The 18,861-nt window shown below is 72.7% G+C and carries 13 protein-coding genes; 7 read left to right on the forward strand and 6 right to left on the reverse strand.

Going from position 1 to position 18,861, the window contains the following annotated elements; all coding sequences use genetic code 11:
- Positions 1-120: 120 nt before the first annotated feature.
- The gene (locus ACTWP5_RS14160; RefSeq protein ID WP_443221263.1) at positions 121-915 is read right to left on the reverse strand and encodes a pectate lyase; all 795 of its coding nucleotides are present in this window, start codon (positions 913-915) and stop codon (positions 121-123) included.
- Positions 916-1,046: 131 nt separating this feature from the next.
- On the reverse strand, positions 1,047-2,957 hold the full coding sequence (locus ACTWP5_RS14165; protein WP_443221264.1) for a rhamnogalacturonan lyase: 1,911 nt from the start codon (positions 2,955-2,957) through the stop codon (positions 1,047-1,049).
- 292 nt (positions 2,958-3,249) lie between these two features.
- Here ACTWP5_RS14165 and ACTWP5_RS14170 point away from each other — a divergent pair, with 292 nt between their 5' ends.
- From ACTWP5_RS14170 to glgP, 6 genes are all read left to right on the forward strand, one after another.
- Complete coding sequence (locus tag ACTWP5_RS14170) at positions 3,250-4,920, forward strand: ABC transporter substrate-binding protein (RefSeq protein ID WP_443221265.1); 1,671 nt, start codon at positions 3,250-3,252, stop codon at positions 4,918-4,920.
- A gap of 114 nt (positions 4,921-5,034) precedes the next feature.
- A complete protein-coding gene (locus ACTWP5_RS14175) occupies positions 5,035-6,039 on the forward strand; it encodes an ABC transporter permease (RefSeq protein WP_443221266.1) in 1,005 nt (334 codons plus the stop codon).
- A complete protein-coding gene (locus ACTWP5_RS14180) occupies positions 6,039-7,007 on the forward strand; it encodes an ABC transporter permease (RefSeq protein ID WP_443221267.1) in 969 nt (322 codons plus the stop codon). Before ACTWP5_RS14175 ends, ACTWP5_RS14180 begins: the two co-directional genes overlap by 1 nt.
- Before the next feature lies 1 nt (position 7,008).
- Positions 7,009-8,181 carry an ABC transporter ATP-binding protein gene (locus ACTWP5_RS14185; RefSeq protein ID WP_443221268.1) on the forward strand — a complete coding sequence of 391 codons (1,173 nt, stop codon included), beginning with the start codon at positions 7,009-7,011 and terminating at the stop codon, positions 8,179-8,181.
- A complete protein-coding gene (locus ACTWP5_RS14190) occupies positions 8,178-9,227 on the forward strand; it encodes an ABC transporter ATP-binding protein (RefSeq protein ID WP_443221269.1) in 1,050 nt (349 codons plus the stop codon). Before ACTWP5_RS14185 ends, ACTWP5_RS14190 begins: the two co-directional genes overlap by 4 nt.
- Before the next feature lie 142 nt (positions 9,228-9,369).
- A complete protein-coding gene (gene glgP, locus ACTWP5_RS14195) occupies positions 9,370-12,174 on the forward strand; it encodes an alpha-glucan family phosphorylase (protein WP_443221270.1) in 2,805 nt (934 codons plus the stop codon).
- On the opposite strand, the gene ACTWP5_RS14200 is transcribed toward glgP, so the two are convergent.
- On the reverse strand, positions 12,171-14,237 hold the full coding sequence (locus ACTWP5_RS14200) for an ABC transporter ATP-binding protein (RefSeq protein ID WP_443221271.1): 2,067 nt from the start codon (positions 14,235-14,237) through the stop codon (positions 12,171-12,173). The two genes, glgP and ACTWP5_RS14200, sit on opposite strands and share 4 nt — an antisense overlap.
- Positions 14,234-16,141, reverse strand: coding sequence for an ABC transporter ATP-binding protein (locus tag ACTWP5_RS14205; RefSeq protein WP_443221272.1), 1,908 nt, complete (start codon positions 16,139-16,141; stop codon positions 14,234-14,236). Before ACTWP5_RS14205 ends, ACTWP5_RS14200 begins: the two co-directional genes overlap by 4 nt.
- Positions 16,142-16,283: 142 nt before the next feature.
- Between ACTWP5_RS14205 and ACTWP5_RS14210 the strand changes: the two genes are divergently transcribed.
- Positions 16,284-16,712 (forward strand): hypothetical protein, encoded by a 429-nt coding sequence (locus ACTWP5_RS14210; RefSeq protein ID WP_443221273.1) that lies wholly within the window; start codon positions 16,284-16,286, stop codon positions 16,710-16,712.
- A 74-nt stretch (positions 16,713-16,786) separates the two neighbouring features.
- Here the strand turns inward: ACTWP5_RS14210 and ACTWP5_RS14215 are convergent, their stop codons facing one another.
- Together ACTWP5_RS14215 and ACTWP5_RS14220 are read right to left on the reverse strand one after the other, a co-directional pair.
- On the reverse strand, positions 16,787-17,284 hold the full coding sequence (locus ACTWP5_RS14215) for an ATP-binding protein (protein ID WP_443221274.1): 498 nt from the start codon (positions 17,282-17,284) through the stop codon (positions 16,787-16,789).
- A gap of 127 nt (positions 17,285-17,411) precedes the next feature.
- Positions 17,412-18,662, reverse strand: coding sequence for a L,D-transpeptidase (locus tag ACTWP5_RS14220; protein WP_443221275.1), 1,251 nt, complete (start codon positions 18,660-18,662; stop codon positions 17,412-17,414).
- Positions 18,663-18,861: the final 199 nt, after the last annotated feature.

Genomic DNA, 18,861 nt, shown 5'->3' on the forward strand with positions numbered 1-18,861 from the left:
GACGGACGAGGGCCGGCCCCCGCACCGCGGAGGGGTGCGGGGGCCGGCCCGAGGGAGGGAGGAAGGAGAGGGAGAGGGAGGCGAGCGCGCCGGAGTGGCCCGTTCGCCTCCCCGAGTCGGCTACTGGTAGCTGATGTCCGACTCGCTGTAGAGGCAGTGGGTGCCGTCGGGCCCCTCGCCGGACTCCTCCGGCTCGTCGCCCTCGTCGTTGCCGATGTACCGCTGGCAGACGGTCATGTCGTCGTCGCCCACGATCGTGATGTTGCTGAAGCGCGCCGTGTCGCCGTAGTTCTCGTTGATGCCGGCGACCGTGTTGCCCGGGGCCCTCAGCGTGACGCCGTCCAGCACGATGTGCCGGTCCGACATCGACGAGCAGTTGCCGCAGGAGCGGACGAAGGTGCCGAAGTCCTCGGCCTCGAAGTCCCGGATCGTGAGGGTGCCCGAGCCGTTGAACTGGAAGACCTTGTCGTCGGCGTTCGCGGCGCTGCCGCCGGAGACGGTGTACTGCGAGCTCGCGTCGCCCCGGAAGGTCGCCGCGTCCTCGCCGACGTCCTCCCAGACGACGTTCTGGAGGGTGCAGCTGCCCTGGCAGTGGACGCCGTCCGCGCCCGGCGCGCCGATGACGACGTTGCTGAGCGTGGCGCCGTTGCTCACCTCGAAGACCGGGAGCTGGTCCTCGTCCTGGTCGCCGCCGCCGAGGCCGTCGCCCGGGACGAAGGTGGCGCCGCCGCCGTCGAAGTCCTCGGTGACCTCGATGGTCTCCTCGACCACCTCCTGGGCGGTGGTCTGGCCGTCGGTCTGGTCCTCGGAGGCGGTGGCGAACGTCGTGACGCCGCCGGCCACCAGGACGCCGGCGAACGCGGCGGCGAGCACGCGGCCACGTCGCCGTGGTCCGCCGCGATGGTGGGATCGCACGTGATGCTCCTCAAATGTGGGGGTACTTGCGTCTGTGGGTCGCCGCCGGCCGCGGGAAGGTTGCGCCCGGGAACCGGCGGTTTCGGTGCGGTGCGTGTGACTGACGCGTGTGCGTGGTGTGGTGGGTGGGGTCAGCGGCCGGCCGGGACGCCGCCCAGCATCGACGGCGTGACCTCGGCCATCTCGGCGCCGATGGAGAAGCCCGGGTGGGGCGGCTGGTTGTAGGCGGTGTTCTGCCAGGCCACGCTCGTGCGGTACTGCCGGTCCTGCATCAGCGCGGGGATCGCGACGTCGGTCGGCTCGTCCGTGGCGTGGATCCGCAGCGCGCTGCTGTCGGAGGCGGCCCACACGACCTCCTCGCGCCAGTCGCCCAGGATGTCGGCCGAGACCGCGGGGGTGGCCTTGGTGCCGTTGCCCGACACCACGCCCTCGCCGGTCAGCAGCCGGGTGTCGCCGTCGGGGCCGTACTTGTCGATGTGGGTGTCGTCCAGCAGTTCGCGGGTGGTGTCGCCGTCCCACCAGACGAGGAAGTTGGCGCTGCCGGGCTTGCGGCCGATCGCCTCGCCCTCCCCGTCGCGCAGGCTGCCGTCCGCGTTGGACCAGTACTCGCCGCCCGGGTTGTCCGCCCAGATGTCGCCGCCGACGCCGCGGCCGTTGTCCGAGCCCGAGGCCGTCTCCCACAGCACGTCCCCGTTGGCCGGGTCGATGAACAGGGAGCTGGGCTGGCTCGCGGACTCCGAGACCTTGAAGTACTCCAGGCCCGGGTCGCTGGGGTCGAAGTCGCCGAGGTGCTGGGCGTCGCCGTGGCCCGTGCCGGTGGTCCACAGCGGCGAGCCGTCGTCGTCGACGGCCATGGAGCCGTAGACGATCTCGTCGCGGCCGTCCTCGTCGACGTCGCCGACGGACAGGCTGTGGGAGCCCTGGCCGGCGTACTGCCCGCCCGCCTCGTCGCTGTCGAAGACCCAGCGCTGGCTCAGGCTGCTGCCGTCGAAGTCCCAGGCGGCGATGACGGAGCGGGTGTAGTAGCCGCGGGCCATGATGATCGAGGGGCGCTGGCCGTCGAGGTAGGCGGTGCCGGCCAGGAAGCGGTCGACGCGGTTGCCGTAGTCGTCGCCCCAGTCGGCGACGTTGCCGCGGCCCGGGACGTAGTCGACGGTGTCGATCGCGGCGCCGGTCTCGCCGTCGAAGACGGTGAGGAACTCGGGGCCGGACAGGACGTAGCCGCCGGAGTTGCGGTGGTCGGCGTCGGCGTCGCCGATGACGGTGCCCTCGCCGTCCACGGTGCCGTCGGCGGTCTTCATGACGACCTCGGCGGAGCCGTCGCCGTCGTAGTCGAAGACCTGGAACTGCGTGTAGTGGGCCCCGGCGCGGATGTTGCGGCCGAGGTCGACGCGCCACAGCCGCTCGCCGCCCAGGGTGTAGGCGTCGACGTAGACGTTGCTCGTGACCCCGGACTGCGAGTTGTCCTTGGCGTCGTCGGGGTTCCACTTCAGGACGATGTCGAGCTCGCCGTCGCCGTTGACGTCGCCGACGGAGGCGTCGTTCGCCTGGTAGTTCCCGCCGGGGCGGTCGAGGGGGATGTCGGTGCTGGCGGTCGGCAGCGCCAGGGACTGCTCGGCGGCCATGGTCTCGACGCCGTCCACCACGGCGCTGACCGTGTAGGTGGCGTCGGCGGGGGCGTCGGCGTCCAGGAGGTTGGTGCGGCCGGTCATCGGACGCTCGGTGATCCGGGTGCCGTCGCGGTAGACGTGGAAGGCGACGTCGTCCGGGTCGGTCGCCAGCAGCCGCCAGCTCACCAGGTTCCCGTCCGGTGAGCCGACGCTCACCAGGCCGCGGTCGAGGTCGTCCATCTGGTACGGGCCGCTCGTCGCCGGGGCGACGTCGGACGGGGCCGCCGCCCGGTCGCCGGACCGTGCGCCGGCCTCCTCCTCGCCGGCGTACGCCAGCGCGGACAGCCCGCCGGCGCACAGGACGCCGACGAGTCCCGCGGCCAGCAGTCGTCGCCGGCGGCCGGGCTCTCGTGTGGGGTGCAGGGGTCGCACGCGACCCTCCTTGCCTCGTGGGGGGACTTGTCACCGGCGTGTTGCCACCGGGGGACCAGGAGGTTGCCGTGCGGGGAGTATCGGCGCGGAATCGCGGGAAACGTCATGTGTGGATGAATAGATTACCCATTGTCCGTTTGGTGCGACTATGGGAGAACTTCACAACACCACTACATATTCCGTGAGTCTCAGGTCGGTATCGCCGTTCAGCCTGCGGTTCACAGCTATCTACGCGCGCAGTAATGTTCCCCCACCGAAACGCCAAACCGTCGCTGACACCCTGAGGTGGACGATGCGCATAGCCAGACCCAAAGTCGTGCGGACCATTGTGGCCGCCCTCGCGATCGGTGCGATCGTCACCGGTTGCGCGGAGAGTGAGCGTGACGACGATGGTTCGTCCGGCGACTCCGAAGCCTTCGTCTTCGGCGCCCCGGGCGACCCCGCGTCGCTCGACCCCGCGCTGGCCAGCGACGGTGAGACCTTCCGGGTCACCCGTCAGGCGTTCGAGGCGCTGCTGGAGCACGAGTCCGGAGGCTCCGAGCTGGTCGGCGGCCTCGCCGAGACCTGGGAGAGTAACGAAGCGGGCACCGAGTGGACATTCCACCTGCGGGACGGCGTCACTTTCCACGACGGTGAGAAACTGACCGGTGAAGCGGTCTGCAAGAACTACGACCACTGGTACAACTACACCGGCACGTACCAGAATCCGGCCCTGACGTATTACTGGCAGTCGGTCTTCGGTGGATTCGCCGAGAACGAGAGTGAGGACACGCCGGAGTCCAACTACGTCGGCTGCACCGCCCCCGACGAGCTCACCGCCGTCATCGAGGTGAAGGAGCCCTCCGCGAACCTCCCCGGCGGCTTCTCCCTCCAGGCCATGGCGATCCACTCGCCCAAGGCCATCGACGCCTACGCGGAGCAGCAGGCCAGCGGCGAGGGCGAGAACCTGAACTACCCGGACTACAGCCAGGAGGCCGGCACGGTCGCCGGCACCGGCCCGTTCCGCATCACCGAGTGGAACAAGGGCAACGGCGAGGTCACCCTGGAGCGCTTCGAGGACTACTGGGGCGAGCCGGCCGGCCTCGACGAGCTGGTCTTCCGCACCATCTCGGAGGAGGGCGCCCGGCGCCAGGCCCTCCAGGCGGGCAACATCCACGGCTACGACCTCGTGGCCCCCGGCGACGTGCAGACCCTGCTCGACGAGGGCTTCCAGGTTCCGACCCGTGACGTCTTCAACATCCTCTACGTCGGCTTCAACCAGGAGGCGAACCCGGCCCTGGAGGACATCCAGGTCCGTCAGGCCGTCGCCCACGCCCTGGACCGGCAGACCCTCGTCGACACCCAGCTGCCCGAGGGCGGCGTCGTCGCCAGCCAGTTCATCCCCGACACCGTCGAGGGCTTCTCCGAGGACGTCACCACCTACGCCTACGACACTGACGAGGCGCGCAGGCTGCTCTCCGAGGCCGGCGAGGAGAACCTGACGCTGGAGTTCTGCTACCCGACCGAGGTCACCCGGCCCTACATGCCGGCGCCCGAGGACATGTACGAGCTGATGCGCTCCGACCTGGAGGCGGCCGGCATCACCGTCGAGCCCAACCCCATGGTCTGGAACCCGACCTACCTCGACACCGTCGAGACCGGCGGCTGCGACATGTACATGCTCGGCTGGACGGGCGACTTCAACGACGCCTACAACTTCATCGGCACCTGGTTCGCCGACTACGACCCGCAGTGGGGCTTCCGTAACCAGGAGCTCTTCGACCTGATGGCCGAGGCCTCCACCGAGCCGGACCTCGAGACCCGCGTGGGCCTGTACCAGCAGATCAACGAGACGGTGATGGACTTCCTGCCGGGCGTGCCGCTCTCCAGCTCGCCCCCCTCCATCGCCTTCGCCGACAACGTCAACCCGCCGAACGTCTCCCCGCTGACCCAGGAGAACTTCGCCGAGGCCTCGTTCAAGTGAGCGCCTGACCGCTCGACCCACGGCACGGCGCAGTCCACCACTGACCGCCCGGCCACGGCACCCCGTGGCCGGGCGGTCGGCTGACACGAACCGAGAAGGGGGCGACAACCAACCGTGGTGCGTCTCATCGTCCGCAGGCTTCTCCAGCTGATCCCCACGCTGGTCGGCCTGTCGGTGCTGCTCTTCATCTGGGTGCACCAGCTACCAGGCGGTCCCGTCGCCGCCATGCTCGGCGAACACGCCACCGAGGCGGACCGGCGGCGCATCGAGGAGGCCCTCGGCCTCAACGACCCGCTGTGGCAGCAGTACGTCACCTACGTGGGCGAGCTGGTCCAGCTCGACCTCGGCACCTCGTCCCAGACCGGAAGACCCGTCTGGGAGGAGTTCACGCTCCGGTACCCCGCCACGGTGGAGCTCGGCCTGACGGCCATGCTCATCGCCGTCGTCGTCGGCATCCCGCTGGGATACTTCGCCGCCCGCCGTCGCGGTGGCTGGCTGGACCTCACCGCGGTCTCCGGCTCCCTCGTCGGCATCTGCATCCCCGTCTTCTTCCTCGCCTTCCTCCTCAAGCAGGTCTTCGCCGTCGAACTCGGCTGGCTCCCCAGCTTCGGCCGCCAGACCACGGGGCTGGACGCCACGGAGGTGACCGGCTTCTACGTCCTCGACGGCCTCCTCACCCGCGAGTGGGACGCCTCGTGGGACGCGTTGCAACACCTGATCCTGCCCGCCGTCGCGCTCGCCTCCATCCCGCTGGCGGTCGTCGTCCGCATGACGAGGGCCAGCGTGCTGGACGTGCTGGGCGAGGACTACGTGCGCACCGCCGAGTCCAAGGGCCTGGCCAGGAACGTGGTGCGCACCCGGCACGTCCTGCGCAACGCGCTGCTGCCGGTCATCACCACGATCGGCCTGCTCACCGGCAGCCTGCTGTCGGGCGCCGTGCTGACCGAGTCCGTCTTCGAGTTCGGCGGCATCGGCCAGTTCATCCGAACCGCCATCGACGAACGCGACTACCCCGTGCTGATGGGCTTCATCCTCTTCATCGCGCTGACCTACGTGGTGATCAACCTGCTGGTCGACATCGCCTACAGCCTCATCGACCCGAGAGTGCGGGTGCACTGATGGCCATCACCGTGGAGAAGAAGTCCACCAGGATCGACCGGCTCGCCGAGCTCACGGCGCGCCGCGAGACCGCCGCCGGCGGCAGCCTGTGGGTGGAGACGCTGCGGCGCCTGCGCGCCAGCAAGATGGCCCTGGTCGGCGCCGTCATCATCGCCGTGTTCCTGCTGGTGGCGCTCGTCGGTCCGCTGGTCGCGCCCTACGACCCGACCGCCCAGACGTGGCGCGGCGAGGTCTTCAGCAACCGCGGCATCTTCGTCGGGCCCCGCTCGGACAACTGGCTGGGTCTTGACCACCTCGGCCGCGACGAGCTCTCCCGGATGCTCGTCGGCGCCCGGCAGACGCTGCTGGTCGGCATCGTCGCGACGCTGCTCGGCTTCGCCGTCGGCGTCCTCATCGGCGGCCTGTCCGGCGCCGCGCTCGCCTTCGGCGGCCGCGTCGGGCAGCGGATCGACACCGTGCTGATGCGTTTCATCGACATCACCCTGGCGATGCCCTCCCTGCTGCTGGCCGTCAGCATCGCGGCCGTCATGGGGCAGAGCCTGACCACCGTCATGATCGCGGTGGGCGTGGTGCAGATCCCGATCTTCGCCCGGCTGCTGCGCGGCTCCATGCTCGCCCAGGCCAACGCCGACTATGTGCTCGCCGCCCGCTCCGTCGGCGTGCGGCGGCGGCGCATCGTGCTGGGCCACGTGCTGCCCAACTCCCTCGGGCCCATCATCGTCCAGGCCACCCTCGTGCTGGCCACCGCCATCATCGAGGCCGCCGCCCTGTCCTACCTGGGACTCGGCAACCCGGACGCCTCGCAGCCCGAGTGGGGCGTCATGCTGGCGAAGGCGCAGGAGGACTTCAGCCAGGCGCCGATGCTGGCCGTCTATCCCGCGCTGGGAATCATCATCACCGCCCTCGGCTTCACCCTGCTGGGCGAGGCCATGCGGGAAGCGCTCGACCCGAAACTGCGGAGCCGCTGACATGTCACTGCTTTCCGTGGACGACCTGTCCGTCACGTTCACCGGTCGCGGGGACGGCCGCGACTTCCACGCCGTCTCGGGGGTCTCCTTCTCCATCGACGCGGGGAAGGTCACCGGCCTGGTCGGCGAGTCCGGCTGCGGCAAGAGCGTCACCTCGCTGGCGCTCATGGGGCTGCTGCCCGGCAAGGGCGTCCGGATCGGCGGTCGCGCCGACTTCGACGGCACCGACCTGCTGTCCCTCTCCCGCTCCGCCCTGCGCGACCTGCGCGGCTCCCAGCTGGCGATGATCTTCCAGGACCCGCTCTCCTCCCTCAACCCGGTGGTCCCCATCGGCGTGCAGGTCACCGAGACGCTCAGCCGCCACCGCGGCCTGCGCGGCGCGGCGGCCCGCAGGGAGGCCGCGGCGCTGCTGGACCGGGTCGGCATCCCCGACCCGACCAGGCGGCTGAAGGAGTACCCGCACCAGCTCTCCGGCGGCATGCGCCAGCGCGCCCTCATCGCCATGGCGGTGGCCTGCGCGCCCCGCCTGCTCATCGCCGACGAGCCGACGACGGCGCTGGACGTCACCATCCAGGCGCAGATCCTCGAACTGCTGCGGGAACTCGTCGACGAGCAGGGCACCGCGCTGCTGATGATCACCCACGACCTGGGTGTGGTGGCCGGCCTGTGCGACACGGTGAACGTGCTCTACGCCGGGAAGGTCGTGGAGTCGGCCGAGCGTCGACCGCTCTTCGCCACGCCCGCGCACCCGTACGCCCACGGGCTGCTGGGCTCGATTCCCCGGCTGGACGCCCCGCGCGGCGAGCCGCTGACGCCGGTGCGCGGCTCCATCAACGACACCATCGCCTGGGACGACGGCTGTGCCTTCGCGCCCCGCTGCGACTTCTACACGCTGGCCTGCCTGGAGGGGCCGCCCGCGCTGCGGACCCTGCCGCAGCTGGGGGAGGCCCACCACGTCCGGTGCGTCAACCCGGTGCTGCCCGGGGGCGAGGACGGGGACGCCGCCACGGAGGCGGACACGGAGGCGGTGTCGGAGGCGGTGTCGGAGGTGGACGCGGACGCGGACACGGACACGGCCGAGGAACCGGCGTCGGAGGCGGCCGGCAACGGCTCCGGCTCCGGCAACGGCTCCAGCGCCGAGGCACAGGAAGAAGAGACGGAGACACGCGCATGAGCCTGCTCGAACTCGACGAGGTGAAGGTGCACTTCCCCGTCAAGCGGGGCGTCCTCTTCGACCGCACGGTCGGCCACGTCTACGCCGTCGACGGCGTCTCCCTCTCCGTGACCGCCGGCGAGACCTACGGCCTGGTCGGCGAGTCGGGCTGCGGCAAGACGACCCTGGGCCGCGCCGTCCTGCGCCTCACGGACATCACCAGCGGCAGCGTCGTCTTCGACGGCACCGACCTGGCCCAACTGGGCGACGAGGAGATGCGGCGCTCCCGCAGGCGCCTCCAGATGGTCTTCCAGGACCCGCTCGGCAGCCTCAACCCGCGCCAGAACATCGAGTCGATCCTGTCCGAGGGCATGGCCGCCCACGGCATCGGCGCCGACCGCGCCGCGCGCCGCGCCCGCATCGTCGAGATCCTCGACCGGGTCGGCCTGCCCGCCTCCGCCCTCTCGCGGTACCCGCACGAGTTCTCCGGCGGGCAGCGGCAACGCATCGGCATCGCCCGCGCGCTGGTCCTCGACCCCGACCTGATCATCTGCGACGAGCCGGTCTCGGCCCTCGACGTCTCCATCCAGGCGCAGGTCATCAACCTGCTGGAGGAGCTCCAGGAGTCGATGGGCCTGACGTATCTCGTCATCGCCCACGACCTGGCGGTGGTCCGGCACATATCCGACCGCATCGGCGTGATGTACCTCGGCAACCTCGTCGAGGAGGCCGCCAGCGACGCGCTCTACGAGGAGCCGCGCCACCCGTACACGCGGGCGCTGATGTCGGCCGTGCCCGTGCCCGACCCGGAGGTGGAGGCGACGCGGGAGCGGATCCTGCTCACCGGCGACCTGCCGTCGCCGGCGAGCCCGCCGCCCGGCTGCCGCTTCCACACCCGCTGCCCGTGGCGGCAGCCCGAGCGCTGCGCCACCGAGCGGCCCGCGCTCACCGACGTCGGCGGCGGCCACAAGGTGGCGTGCCACTACGCCGCCGAGATCGCGGACGGCACCCTGCTCCCGCGACAGGACCAGGTGGCGCCGCCGCTCGTCGACGTCGCGAAGGGCTGACGCGCCAGCCGAGCCGTACCCAGGCTCGGAGCCGGGGCCGGGCACGGCCCCGGCTCCGGCCGCTCCGCTTCCCGGGGTCGGGCTCGGCGACACCCCTGTCGCTATCATCCTGATTCGCCCGGTGTGCGGTTACGGTCATGGCGTGAAGGCCATCCGTCGCTTCTCCGTGCGCCCCGTGCTGCCCGAGCCCCTCGACCCGCTCCGCGAGCTGGCCCTGAACCTTCGCTGGTCCTGGCACCCCGAGACCCACGAGCTGCTCCGCTCGGTCGACCCCGAGCGCTGGCGGGACGCGCGGGAGGGCGCCTCCCCGGGCTCCTTCGGCCCCGGGAGGTGCCCCTACCGACTGCTGGGCACGGTCTCGGCGGGCCGCCTCGCGGAACTCGCCGCCGACCGCGGCTTCGTGCGCCGCGTCGCCCTCGCCGCGGAGGACCTGCGCGACTACCTCACCGAGCCCCGCTGGTACCAGCGCGCCACCGCGCAGACCGGCGGCGAGCTGCCCCGGGCCGTGGCGTACTTCTCGCCGGAGTTCGGCATCACGGCCGCCCTGCCGCAGTACTCGGGGGGCCTCGGCGTCCTCGCCGGGGACCACCTCAAGGCCGGCAGCGACCTCGGCGTCCCGCTGATCGGCGTCGGCCTGCTCTACCGCCGCGGCTACTTCCGCCAGAGCCTCACCGACGACGGCTGGCAGCGGGAGCACTACCCGGAGCTCACGCCCGAGGAGCTGCCGATGACGCCGCTCACCGAGGGCGACGGCTCACCCGTCGAGGTGCGCCTCGCGCTCCCCGGTGGCCGGACGCTCGCCGCCCGGGTCTGGCAGGTGCGCGTCGGCCGGGTCCCGTTGCTCCTCCTCGACTCGGCGACCGCCGCCAACGAGCCCCCGGAACGGGAGGTCACCGACCGGCTCTACGGCGGCGGCAGCGAGCACCGGCTGCTCCAGGAGCTGCTCCTCGGCATCGGCGGCGTCCGCGCGGTGCGCGCCTTCTGCCGCCTGACGGGCCATCCGGCGCCCGAGGTCTTCCACATGAACGAGGGGCACGCCGGGTTCCTCGGGCCCGAGCGGGTCCGGGAGCTCGGCGAGCGCGGCATCGGCTTCGACGCGGCGCTGCGGGCCGTCCGGGGCGGGACCGTGTTCACCACCCACACGCCGGTGCCCGCCGGCATCGACCGCTTCCCCGAGGATCTCGTCGCCCGCTACCTCGGCGGTGACGGCGGTGGCGGTGACGGCGGTGGCGGTGACGGCGGCGCCGACGGTGAGGGCGGCATGCTCCCCGGGCTCGACGTGACGCGCCTGCTGGCCCTCGGGCGCGAGCCCGCCCCGCCGTCCCACGAGCCGGACCCGCCCGCCCCCCTGTTCAACATGGCGGTCCTCGGCCTGCGCACCGCCCAGCGCGCCAACGGCGTCTCCACCCTCCACGGCCAGGTCAGCCGCGCCATGTTCGCGCCGCTCTGGCAGGGCTTCGAACCCGAGGAGGTGCCCATCGGCGCGGTCACCAACGGCGTCCACGCCCCCAGCTGGACCGCGGAGGCGGTGCGACGGGCCCGTTCCTCCGGCCGCCGCCTGACCGACGCCGAACTGTTCCAGCTCCGCCGCGGCCTGCGCGAGGAACTGGTGGGCGAGGTGCGCGCCCGGCTGGCCACGGCGTGGCGGGAGCGGGGCGCCGCGGCGGCGGAACGGGCCTGGGTCGCCGAGGTCTTCGACCCCGAGATCCTCACCCTGGGCTTCGCCCGGCGCGTCCCCTCCTACAAGCGCCTCACGTTGATGCTGCGTGACCCGGAACGGCTCAGGGCGCTGCTGTGTCACCCCGAGCGCCCCGTCCAGATCGTCGTCGCGGGCAAGGCCCACCCGGCCGACGAGGAGGGCAAGCGGCTCATCCAGGAGTTCGTCCACTTCGCCGACGACCCGGCCGTGCGTCACCGCGTCGTCTTCCTGCCCGACTACGGCATGGGGATGGCCCGCAGCCTCTACGCGGGCTGCGACGTCTGGCTGAACAACCCGCTGCGCCCCATGGAGGCGTGCGGCACCTCCGGCATGAAGGCCGCGCTCAACGGCTGCCTCAACGTCTCGGTCCGCGACGGCTGGTGGCAGGAGTGGTACGACCCGGACTTCGGCTGGGAGATCCCCACCGCCGACGGCCCGGCGGCCGACGACCCCGAGCGGCGCGACGCCCTGGAGGCCACCGCCCTCTACGAGGTGTTGGAGGAGCAGGTCGTGCCCTGCTTCTACGAGCGCAACGCGGCCGGTCTGCCGGGGCGCTGGCTCGCGATGGTCCGCGCCACCCTCGACCGGCTCGTTCCGCGCGTGCTGGCCGACCGGATGCTGCGCGAGTACGTCACCGGCCTGTACGCGCCCGCCGCCGTCGCGCACCGCGCGCTCGTCGAGGACGGCGGGCGGGCCGCCGGGGAGCTCGCGGCCTTCGCCGAACGGGTCCGCCGGGAGTGGCGTCGCGTCGCCGTCGCGTCGGTGGAGGCGGGCGAGGAGCCGCCGACCCTGGGGGCGACGCTGCCGTTGAGCGCCCGGGTCACGCTCGGCGACCTCGACCCGCCGTCGGTCGAGGTGCAGGCGGTCGCCGGCCGTGTGGTCGGCGACGACACGCTGGCGGACACCGTCTGCGTGCCGCTGAAGCCGAGCGGCGGGCCCGACCTGAGTGGCCACTGGACCTTCGAGGGCGAGCTGACCCTCCACCGGCCGGGGCCCTACGGGTACACCGTCCGCGTCCTGCCCGCCCACCCGCGCCTCGCCCACCGGGCCGAACTCGGCCTGGTGAGCCTCCCGGACACCCCGAACCCCTCGGACATCCAGGACCCGCAGGACCCGCAGGACCCGCAGGGCAGGCAGGACACCCACGACACCCGGGGTGCGCAGGACCGGGACGGCGAGTCCGGCCGGAGCGAGCACGGCCCGGCCGCGTCGGGCGCGGGCCCGGACGAGGGACCCGACGGCCTCTAGACCAGGCTCTCCCGCCAGGCGCGGTGCAGCGTGGCGAAGCGGCCCGTGCCCGCCGTCAGCTCGGCCGGCCGCCCGTCCTCGACGAGCCGGCCGCCGTCCATCACCAGCACCCGGTCGGCGATCTCCACCGTGGACAGGCGGTGCGCGATCACCACGGCCGTCCGCTCGCGCAGCACCGTGGCCATCGCGTTCTGCACCGCCTTCTCGCCCGGGATGTCCAGGGAGGACGTCGCCTCGTCCAGGATCACCACCGTGGGGTCGGCCAGCAGCACCCGGGCGAACGCCACGAGCTGCCGCTGACCGGCCGAGATGCGGCTGCCGCGCTTGCGGACGTCGGTGTCGTACCCGTCCGGCAGCGCGGCGATGAACTCGTGCGCGCCGATCGCCCTCGCCGCGCTCACGACCTCCTCGCGGCTGGCGTCCGGCCGCCCGAGCGCGATGTTCTCCGCGATCGTCCCGGAGAAGAGGAACGCCTCCTGGGTCACCATCACCACGCTGCGCCGCAGCTCCGTGAGGCTGAGCTCGCGCAGGTCCACGCCGTCGAGCAGCACCCGCCCCTGGGTCGGGTCGTAGAACCGGGCCAGCAGCTTGGCCAGCGTGGACTTGCCGGCGCCCGTCGCCCCGACCAGGGCCGTGGTCTGCCCCGCCGGCAGGGTCAGCGAGAACGGCGGCAGCACCTCGCCGCCCGTCCGGTACGAGAACGAGACGCCCTCGAAGGTCACCTCGCGGCCGGCCGGGCCGCCGGCCCGCTCCCCCCGGGCCGGCAGCGACACCGGCCGCTCGGGCTCGGGCACGTCGGGCCGCTGGTAGAGCAGGCCGGCGATCTTCTCCAGGGAGGCGGCCGCGGACTGGTAGGCGTTGAGGATCATCGCGAAGCGGTCGATCGGGTCGTACAGGCGGCGGATGTAGAGCGCGCCGGCGGCCAGCACGCCGAGCTCCAGGTCGCCCGAGGCCACCCGGTGCGCGCTCCACAGCACGATCGAGGCCACCGCGACGGCCGCGACGAGCCGGGAGAGCACCACGAAGCGCCCCAGCTCCAGGATGGTGTCGCCGTTGACCCGCTCGTGGTGGCGGTTGAGCTCCTGAAACCGCAGGTCGTTGGCCTGCTCGCGGCGGAACGCCTGCACCGGGCGGATGCCGCCCAGGGTCTCGGAGAACTTCACGATGAGCCGGGCCATGGCCGTCGACCTGCGGCTGAAGCGCTCGGCGGAGCGGCGGCGGAAGCTGCGCACCAGCAACGCCAGCGGGATGAACGACAGCAGCGCGGCGCCGCCCATGCCGAGGTCGAGGTAGAACAGCAGGCTCCCGACGTAGACGAGGGAGACCAGCATCATCAGCAGGTCCTGCAAGCCCTCGTCGAGCAGCTCACGCAGCGACAGCACGTCGCTGGTGGAGCGGGAGATCAGCCGGCCCGAGGTGTACCGGTCGTGGAAGTCGAGGCTCAGCGCCTGGGCGTGGCGGTAGATCCTGCCGCGCAGCTCCAGCAGGATGCTCTGGTTGACCCGGGCGGAGATCCGGATGAAGACGTACTGGAGCCCGCCGCCCGCCAGGGCGCAGACCAGGTACGCGACGGCGACGGCGACCAGCGGCCCGTGGTTGTCCTCGCGCAGCGCCGGCACGCCGGTGTCGATGGCGTACGCCACCAGCAGCGGGACGGCCTGCACCGCGGCCTGCTGCGTGAGCAGCAGCACCGCGGCCAACGCGACCCGGGCGCGGTGGGGCCGCAGCAGCGAGCCGAGCAGCCGCCGCGAGGCGCCTCTGGGCGCGGGCAGCCGGTCCTGGTCGAAGGGGTCGAGCGACGCGGCCGCTCCGCTCCCGCTTCCGGCGTCGTTCGCGGCGTCGTTCCCGATTCCGCCGCTGCCGCCGTCCCCGTCGCCGGCCGCCGTCCCGGCGCCGGTCCCTGGCCCCGGGCCCGCGGCGGCCTCGCCGTTCCCCCGGCCGGCCGCGTCGACGGGTGGGGCGCCGGGTCCCGCGGCGGTGACGTCCCGTCTGGTCGGGGAGGCGGGGTCCGACGGGGTGCCGCCGTTCGGGCTGCTGCTGGTGCTCGTGCTGGGACTGGTCATCGGGCGCTGACCTCGGTGGTCTCGCGGTGGTCGGTGTCGGGGCTCCTGCCGTCGTCGGCCCCGTGGGAGCTGGCGGCGACGGCCGAGCCGGTCATCAGGAAGCGGTACTCGGCGTTGCCGCGCAACAGCTCGGCGTGGGTGCCGACGGCGGCCACCCGGCCACCGGAGAGCAGCGCCACCCGGTCCGCGAGCTGCACCGTGGAGGGCCGGTGCGCGACGACGAGGGCGGTGGTGTCGGCGAGCACCTCGCGCAACGCCGCCTCGACCCGGGCCTCGGTGTGCACGTCGAGGGCGGAGAGCGGGTCGTCCAGCACCAGGAACGGCGGCCGGGCGACCACCGCGCGGGCCAGCGCCAGCCGCTGCCGCTGGCCGCCGGAGAGGCTCAGCCCCTGCTCACCGACCTCCGTCTCCGGCCCGTCGGGCAGCGCGTGGACGAAGCCGTGGGCCTGGCTCACCCGCAGCGCCCGGTCCAGCTCGCCCTCCCCGCCCATGGCCACGTTCTCGCGGACCGAGGCGGAGAAGAGCGTGGGCTCCTCGAAGGCGACGGCGACGCGCGTGCGGACCTCGTGGCGCGGCAGGGTCGCGATGTCGACGCCGTCGAGGGTGATGCGGCCCTCGGTGACCTCGTACAGCCGCGGCAGCAGGTTGATGAGCGTGGTCTTGCCGCTCCCGGTGCCGCCGACCAGCGCCATCGTCTCGCCGGGGCGGACGTGCAGGTCGACGCCGTCCAGCACGGGCGGCGCGTCGGGCGGGCTCTCCGGATACCGGAAGACGACCCGCTCGAACCTGATGCCGCCCGTCCCCGCCGGGGCGGGGGCGGAGGGCCGGGCGGGGGAGGAGGAGAGGGCCGGCGCGGCCGGGGCCGCCCGCGGCCGGGCGGCCTTCGCGGGCGGCGCGTCGGGCGGCACCTCGGCGTCCATCACCTCGAAGAAGCGCTGCGTCGCGGTGGCCGCCTCGTTGGTGAGGGCCAGCAGGAAGCCGATCGACTCCACGGGCCAGCGCAGCGCGATGGCCGTGGTCATGAACGCCACCAGCGTGCCCGCCGTCAGCTCCCCGTCGGCGACCTGCGTGACGCCGAGCACGAGCGTGGCGCCGAGGAAGAGCTCGGGCAGGCAGAGGATGACCATCCAGATCGCCGCCAGCAGCCGCGCCTTGTGCAGCTCGGTCGCCATCAGCCGGTCGGTGAGGGCGTGGAACGCGCGGGCCTGGCTGCGGTGCCTGCCGAAGCCCTTGATCACCCGGATGCCGAGGATGGACTCCTCCACCACGGTGGTGAGATCGCCCATCTGGTCCTGGGCGCGGCGGGCGGCCACCGAGTACCGCGTCTCGAAGACGACACAGGTCCAGATGAGCGGCGGCACCGGGACCATCAGCAGCAGGCCGAGCCCCCAGTCCTGCGCCAGGAGGACCGCGAAGCCGATGACGATCGTGGCGCTGTTGACGACGAGGAAGGTCAGGCCGAAGGCGAGGAACATCCGCAGCAGCTGGAGGTCGCCGGTGCCACGGGAGAGCAGCTGGCCGGTGGGCCAGCGGTCGTGGAAGGAGATCGGCAGGCGCTGGAGGTGCCGGTAGAGAGCGGCGCGCATGGTGGCCTCGACGCCCGCGAGCGGCCGGGCCACCATCCACCGTCTGAGACCGAACAGCAGCGCCTCCACGACGCCGAGGAGGAGCAGCAGCACGCCGCCGAGCCAGATCCCCGCCGTGTCGCGGTCGGCGACCGGGCCGTCGACGATCCACTTCAACACGAGCGGCATGGCCAGCCCCATGGAGGCGGCGAGGATCGCGACGCCGGCCGCACCGAACACGCGGCCCCGCACGGGACGCACGTAGGGCCACAGCCGAAGGAGGGTACGGACGACGGAGGGTTTGGCGGGCAGGGCGGAGGATTCGGCTGTAGAACACATCAACATGGGAGCCTACGGGCGACCACTGACACTTCCCACCGGGTTTTTGGACCTGGGGCGGGGCCCTGGCCCCGGCTCCGGGAGACGGGCCGGTGCTCACGGGAGGAGGCCGGTGTCAGTGTCGCGTCCTACGCTTGCGGCCATGAGCGTGAGCCACGTCAGCCAGCAGGGTCACCCGGGTCACCAGGGCCACCAGGGCCATCACGGTCAGCAGGGCCGCCAGGCCCGGCAGCCCCCGCCGGGGCCTCGCGGCCAGCGGGACCAGCAGGCGGAGCTCGGCGAGCTCCAGGCGGCGCTGCGGACCGCGTCCGACATCGCCTGTGACGTCCAGATGCCGACGGGCGAGCAGGTCGACGTCCTCGTGGACGCGCTGCGGCGCGCCCTCGGGGCCGCCCAGGCGCTCAGCGAGGGCCCCGCCACGACGGGCTGCCGCGAGCATCCGCGGGGTGCCGTCGATCCGCTCTACGGCGACCCGGAGGACCCGCTGCCGCCCGGCTGGGGCCGATGCCTGCTGTGCAACGACCGCCGCCGCCGGGCGGGCGCCCGCAGGGGCGGCCTCACCCCCTCCTGAGCACCGGCGGCGCGCCGCGCCGCGCGCGGGCCGCCCGTCCAGGCGGTCGGGCCGACGGGCCGACGGGCCGACGTTCAGCGTTCCTTCGCCAGGCGCAGCTCGAACCACGTGGTCTTGCCGTCGGGCAGCAGGTCCACGCCCCAGCGGTCGGCGAGCTGTTCGACGAGCCACAGGCCGCGCCCGCTCACGTCCGTCTCGCCCACCGGCAGCCGGCAGGGCAGCGCCCGCGACGGGTCGCGCACCTCGACGCGGACCCAGCCGCGACGGCGTCGGATGCGCAGGCCGAAGACGTGGGCCCCGGCGTGTGCCACGGCGTTGCCGACGAGTTCGGAGACGAGCAGCACGGCGTCGTCGGCGAGCTTGGGCCCCAGCAGCCAGCGGCTCTGGAGCTGATGGCGCGTCAGGCGCCGGGCGACCCCGGCCGACTCGGGCCGGGAGACGAGCCGCACCTCGCCGACCCACGGCTCGCGCGTCGGATCCGGCGCCCTCCCCGGCCGCTCCGGCCGGTCTCCGGCCCTTCCCGGCGCGTCGTGCGCCGGGATCGGTGGCGGAACGTGTGCCGCTAGTGACATGGCCCCCATCATGGCGTGCATATGCGGCCGGTGCGGTCGTTTCGGTGGCAACAGGCACGTGTGAGGTACGTGAGAGCGGCGTGGTGACCCATATATGCCATGGGCAGGGGACGCGAGACGTGAAGGGCTACTGTCCGGCTCCCCACGCGCTCCACTCCATGTTCCAACCGCTGAGTCCGTTGTCCGGCGAGATCACCTCGTCGTTCGAGTTGACCACCTCGACGACGTCGCCGACGATCGAGCGCTCGAAGAACCACGCGCCGGGCGTGGAGTCGTCGTACGCCCCCTGCACGTCCCGCAGTCCTATGCAGCCGTGGCTGACGTTCGCGGTGCCGAAGGCGCCGCCGGCCCAGTAGTTGCCGTGGATGAAGGTGCCGGAGTCGCTCAGCCGCATCGCGTGAGGGACGTCGGGGATGTCGTACTCCCCGGCGAAGCCGACGGTGGCGCCGTCCATCCGGGTCTCCACGAGCCGCTCGGTGATCACCATCCGGCCGTTCCACGTCTCGGTGCCGGGGGCGCCGGTGGTGACGGGGAGGGTGCGCAGGCGCTCGCCGTCGCGGACGACCTCCATCGTCATCTCCTCGGCGTCCACCGTGCTGATCTGGCTGCGGCCGACGGTGAAGTCGATCTCCTCGCGGAGTGTGCCGTAGACGCCGTCGGCGCCCTCGACGCCCCGCAGCCCGAAGCGCACCGTCACCTCGGTGCCGGGCTCCCAGTACTCCTCGGGGCGGAAGTCGAGCCGCTGCTGGCCGAACCAGTGGCCCCGCACGTCCACGGCGGGCTCGCTCGTGATCTCGATGGCGTCGCGCACGGCGGCGGTGTCCTCGATCGGGGTGTCGAAGACGACCGAGAGGATCATCCCGACGCCGACCTCGGCGCCGTCCCCGACGTTCCAGGTGGTGCCGAACGTCGACTCGGCCCTCACGGTGCGGAAGTTCGCGGTCTGGGTCCGCTGCCGGCCCGCGGCGTTCTCCGCCACGGCCTCGACGGCGTACCGCGTGGCGTTGGCCAGGTGCTCGCTCGGCCGCCAGGCCGTGCCGTCCTCGGCCAGTGCGCCGGCGACGCGCCGGCCGTCCGCGTCGGTGACGGTGACGCGGGTCAGCCGGCCGCGCTCGGCGGTCACCTCCAGCGCGCCCGAGGTCTCCACGTTCCTGGCGCCGTCACCCGGCGAGATGGAGATCTCCACGGGCGCCGGGGGCCTGTCGCCGCCCGAGCCCTCCGCGGCGCCGGACCCGTCGGACGCGGACTCCTCCGCCCTGCCGCTGCCGCTGCACGCCGTCACGGCGACCACCAGCAGAAGGACGACGCCCAGCAGTGCCGTCACGGCGCCTGATCCCGCCCCACCGCCGCGCCGACCTCGACTTCTCTGACGCACCATCACGCCGGCCTGCCCCTTCCCGACCACCCGTCACACCGCACTGGGCGACGGACAACTCATCGTATCGACAGGTAATCACAAAGTACGTACCATGCCACCCCTCTCGACCGTGCTGATTCGTTGCGCTTTACGGCAGTTCATGTGGAAAAGAGCCGAACGCGTGGCAGAATGCCGGTCCACAGGCCATGGTTCCGGGGAC

The sequence above is a fragment of the Streptomyces sp. 4N509B genome (genome assembly GCF_052245655.1).
Taxonomy (GTDB): Bacteria; Actinomycetota; Actinomycetes; order Streptomycetales; family Streptomycetaceae; genus Streptomyces.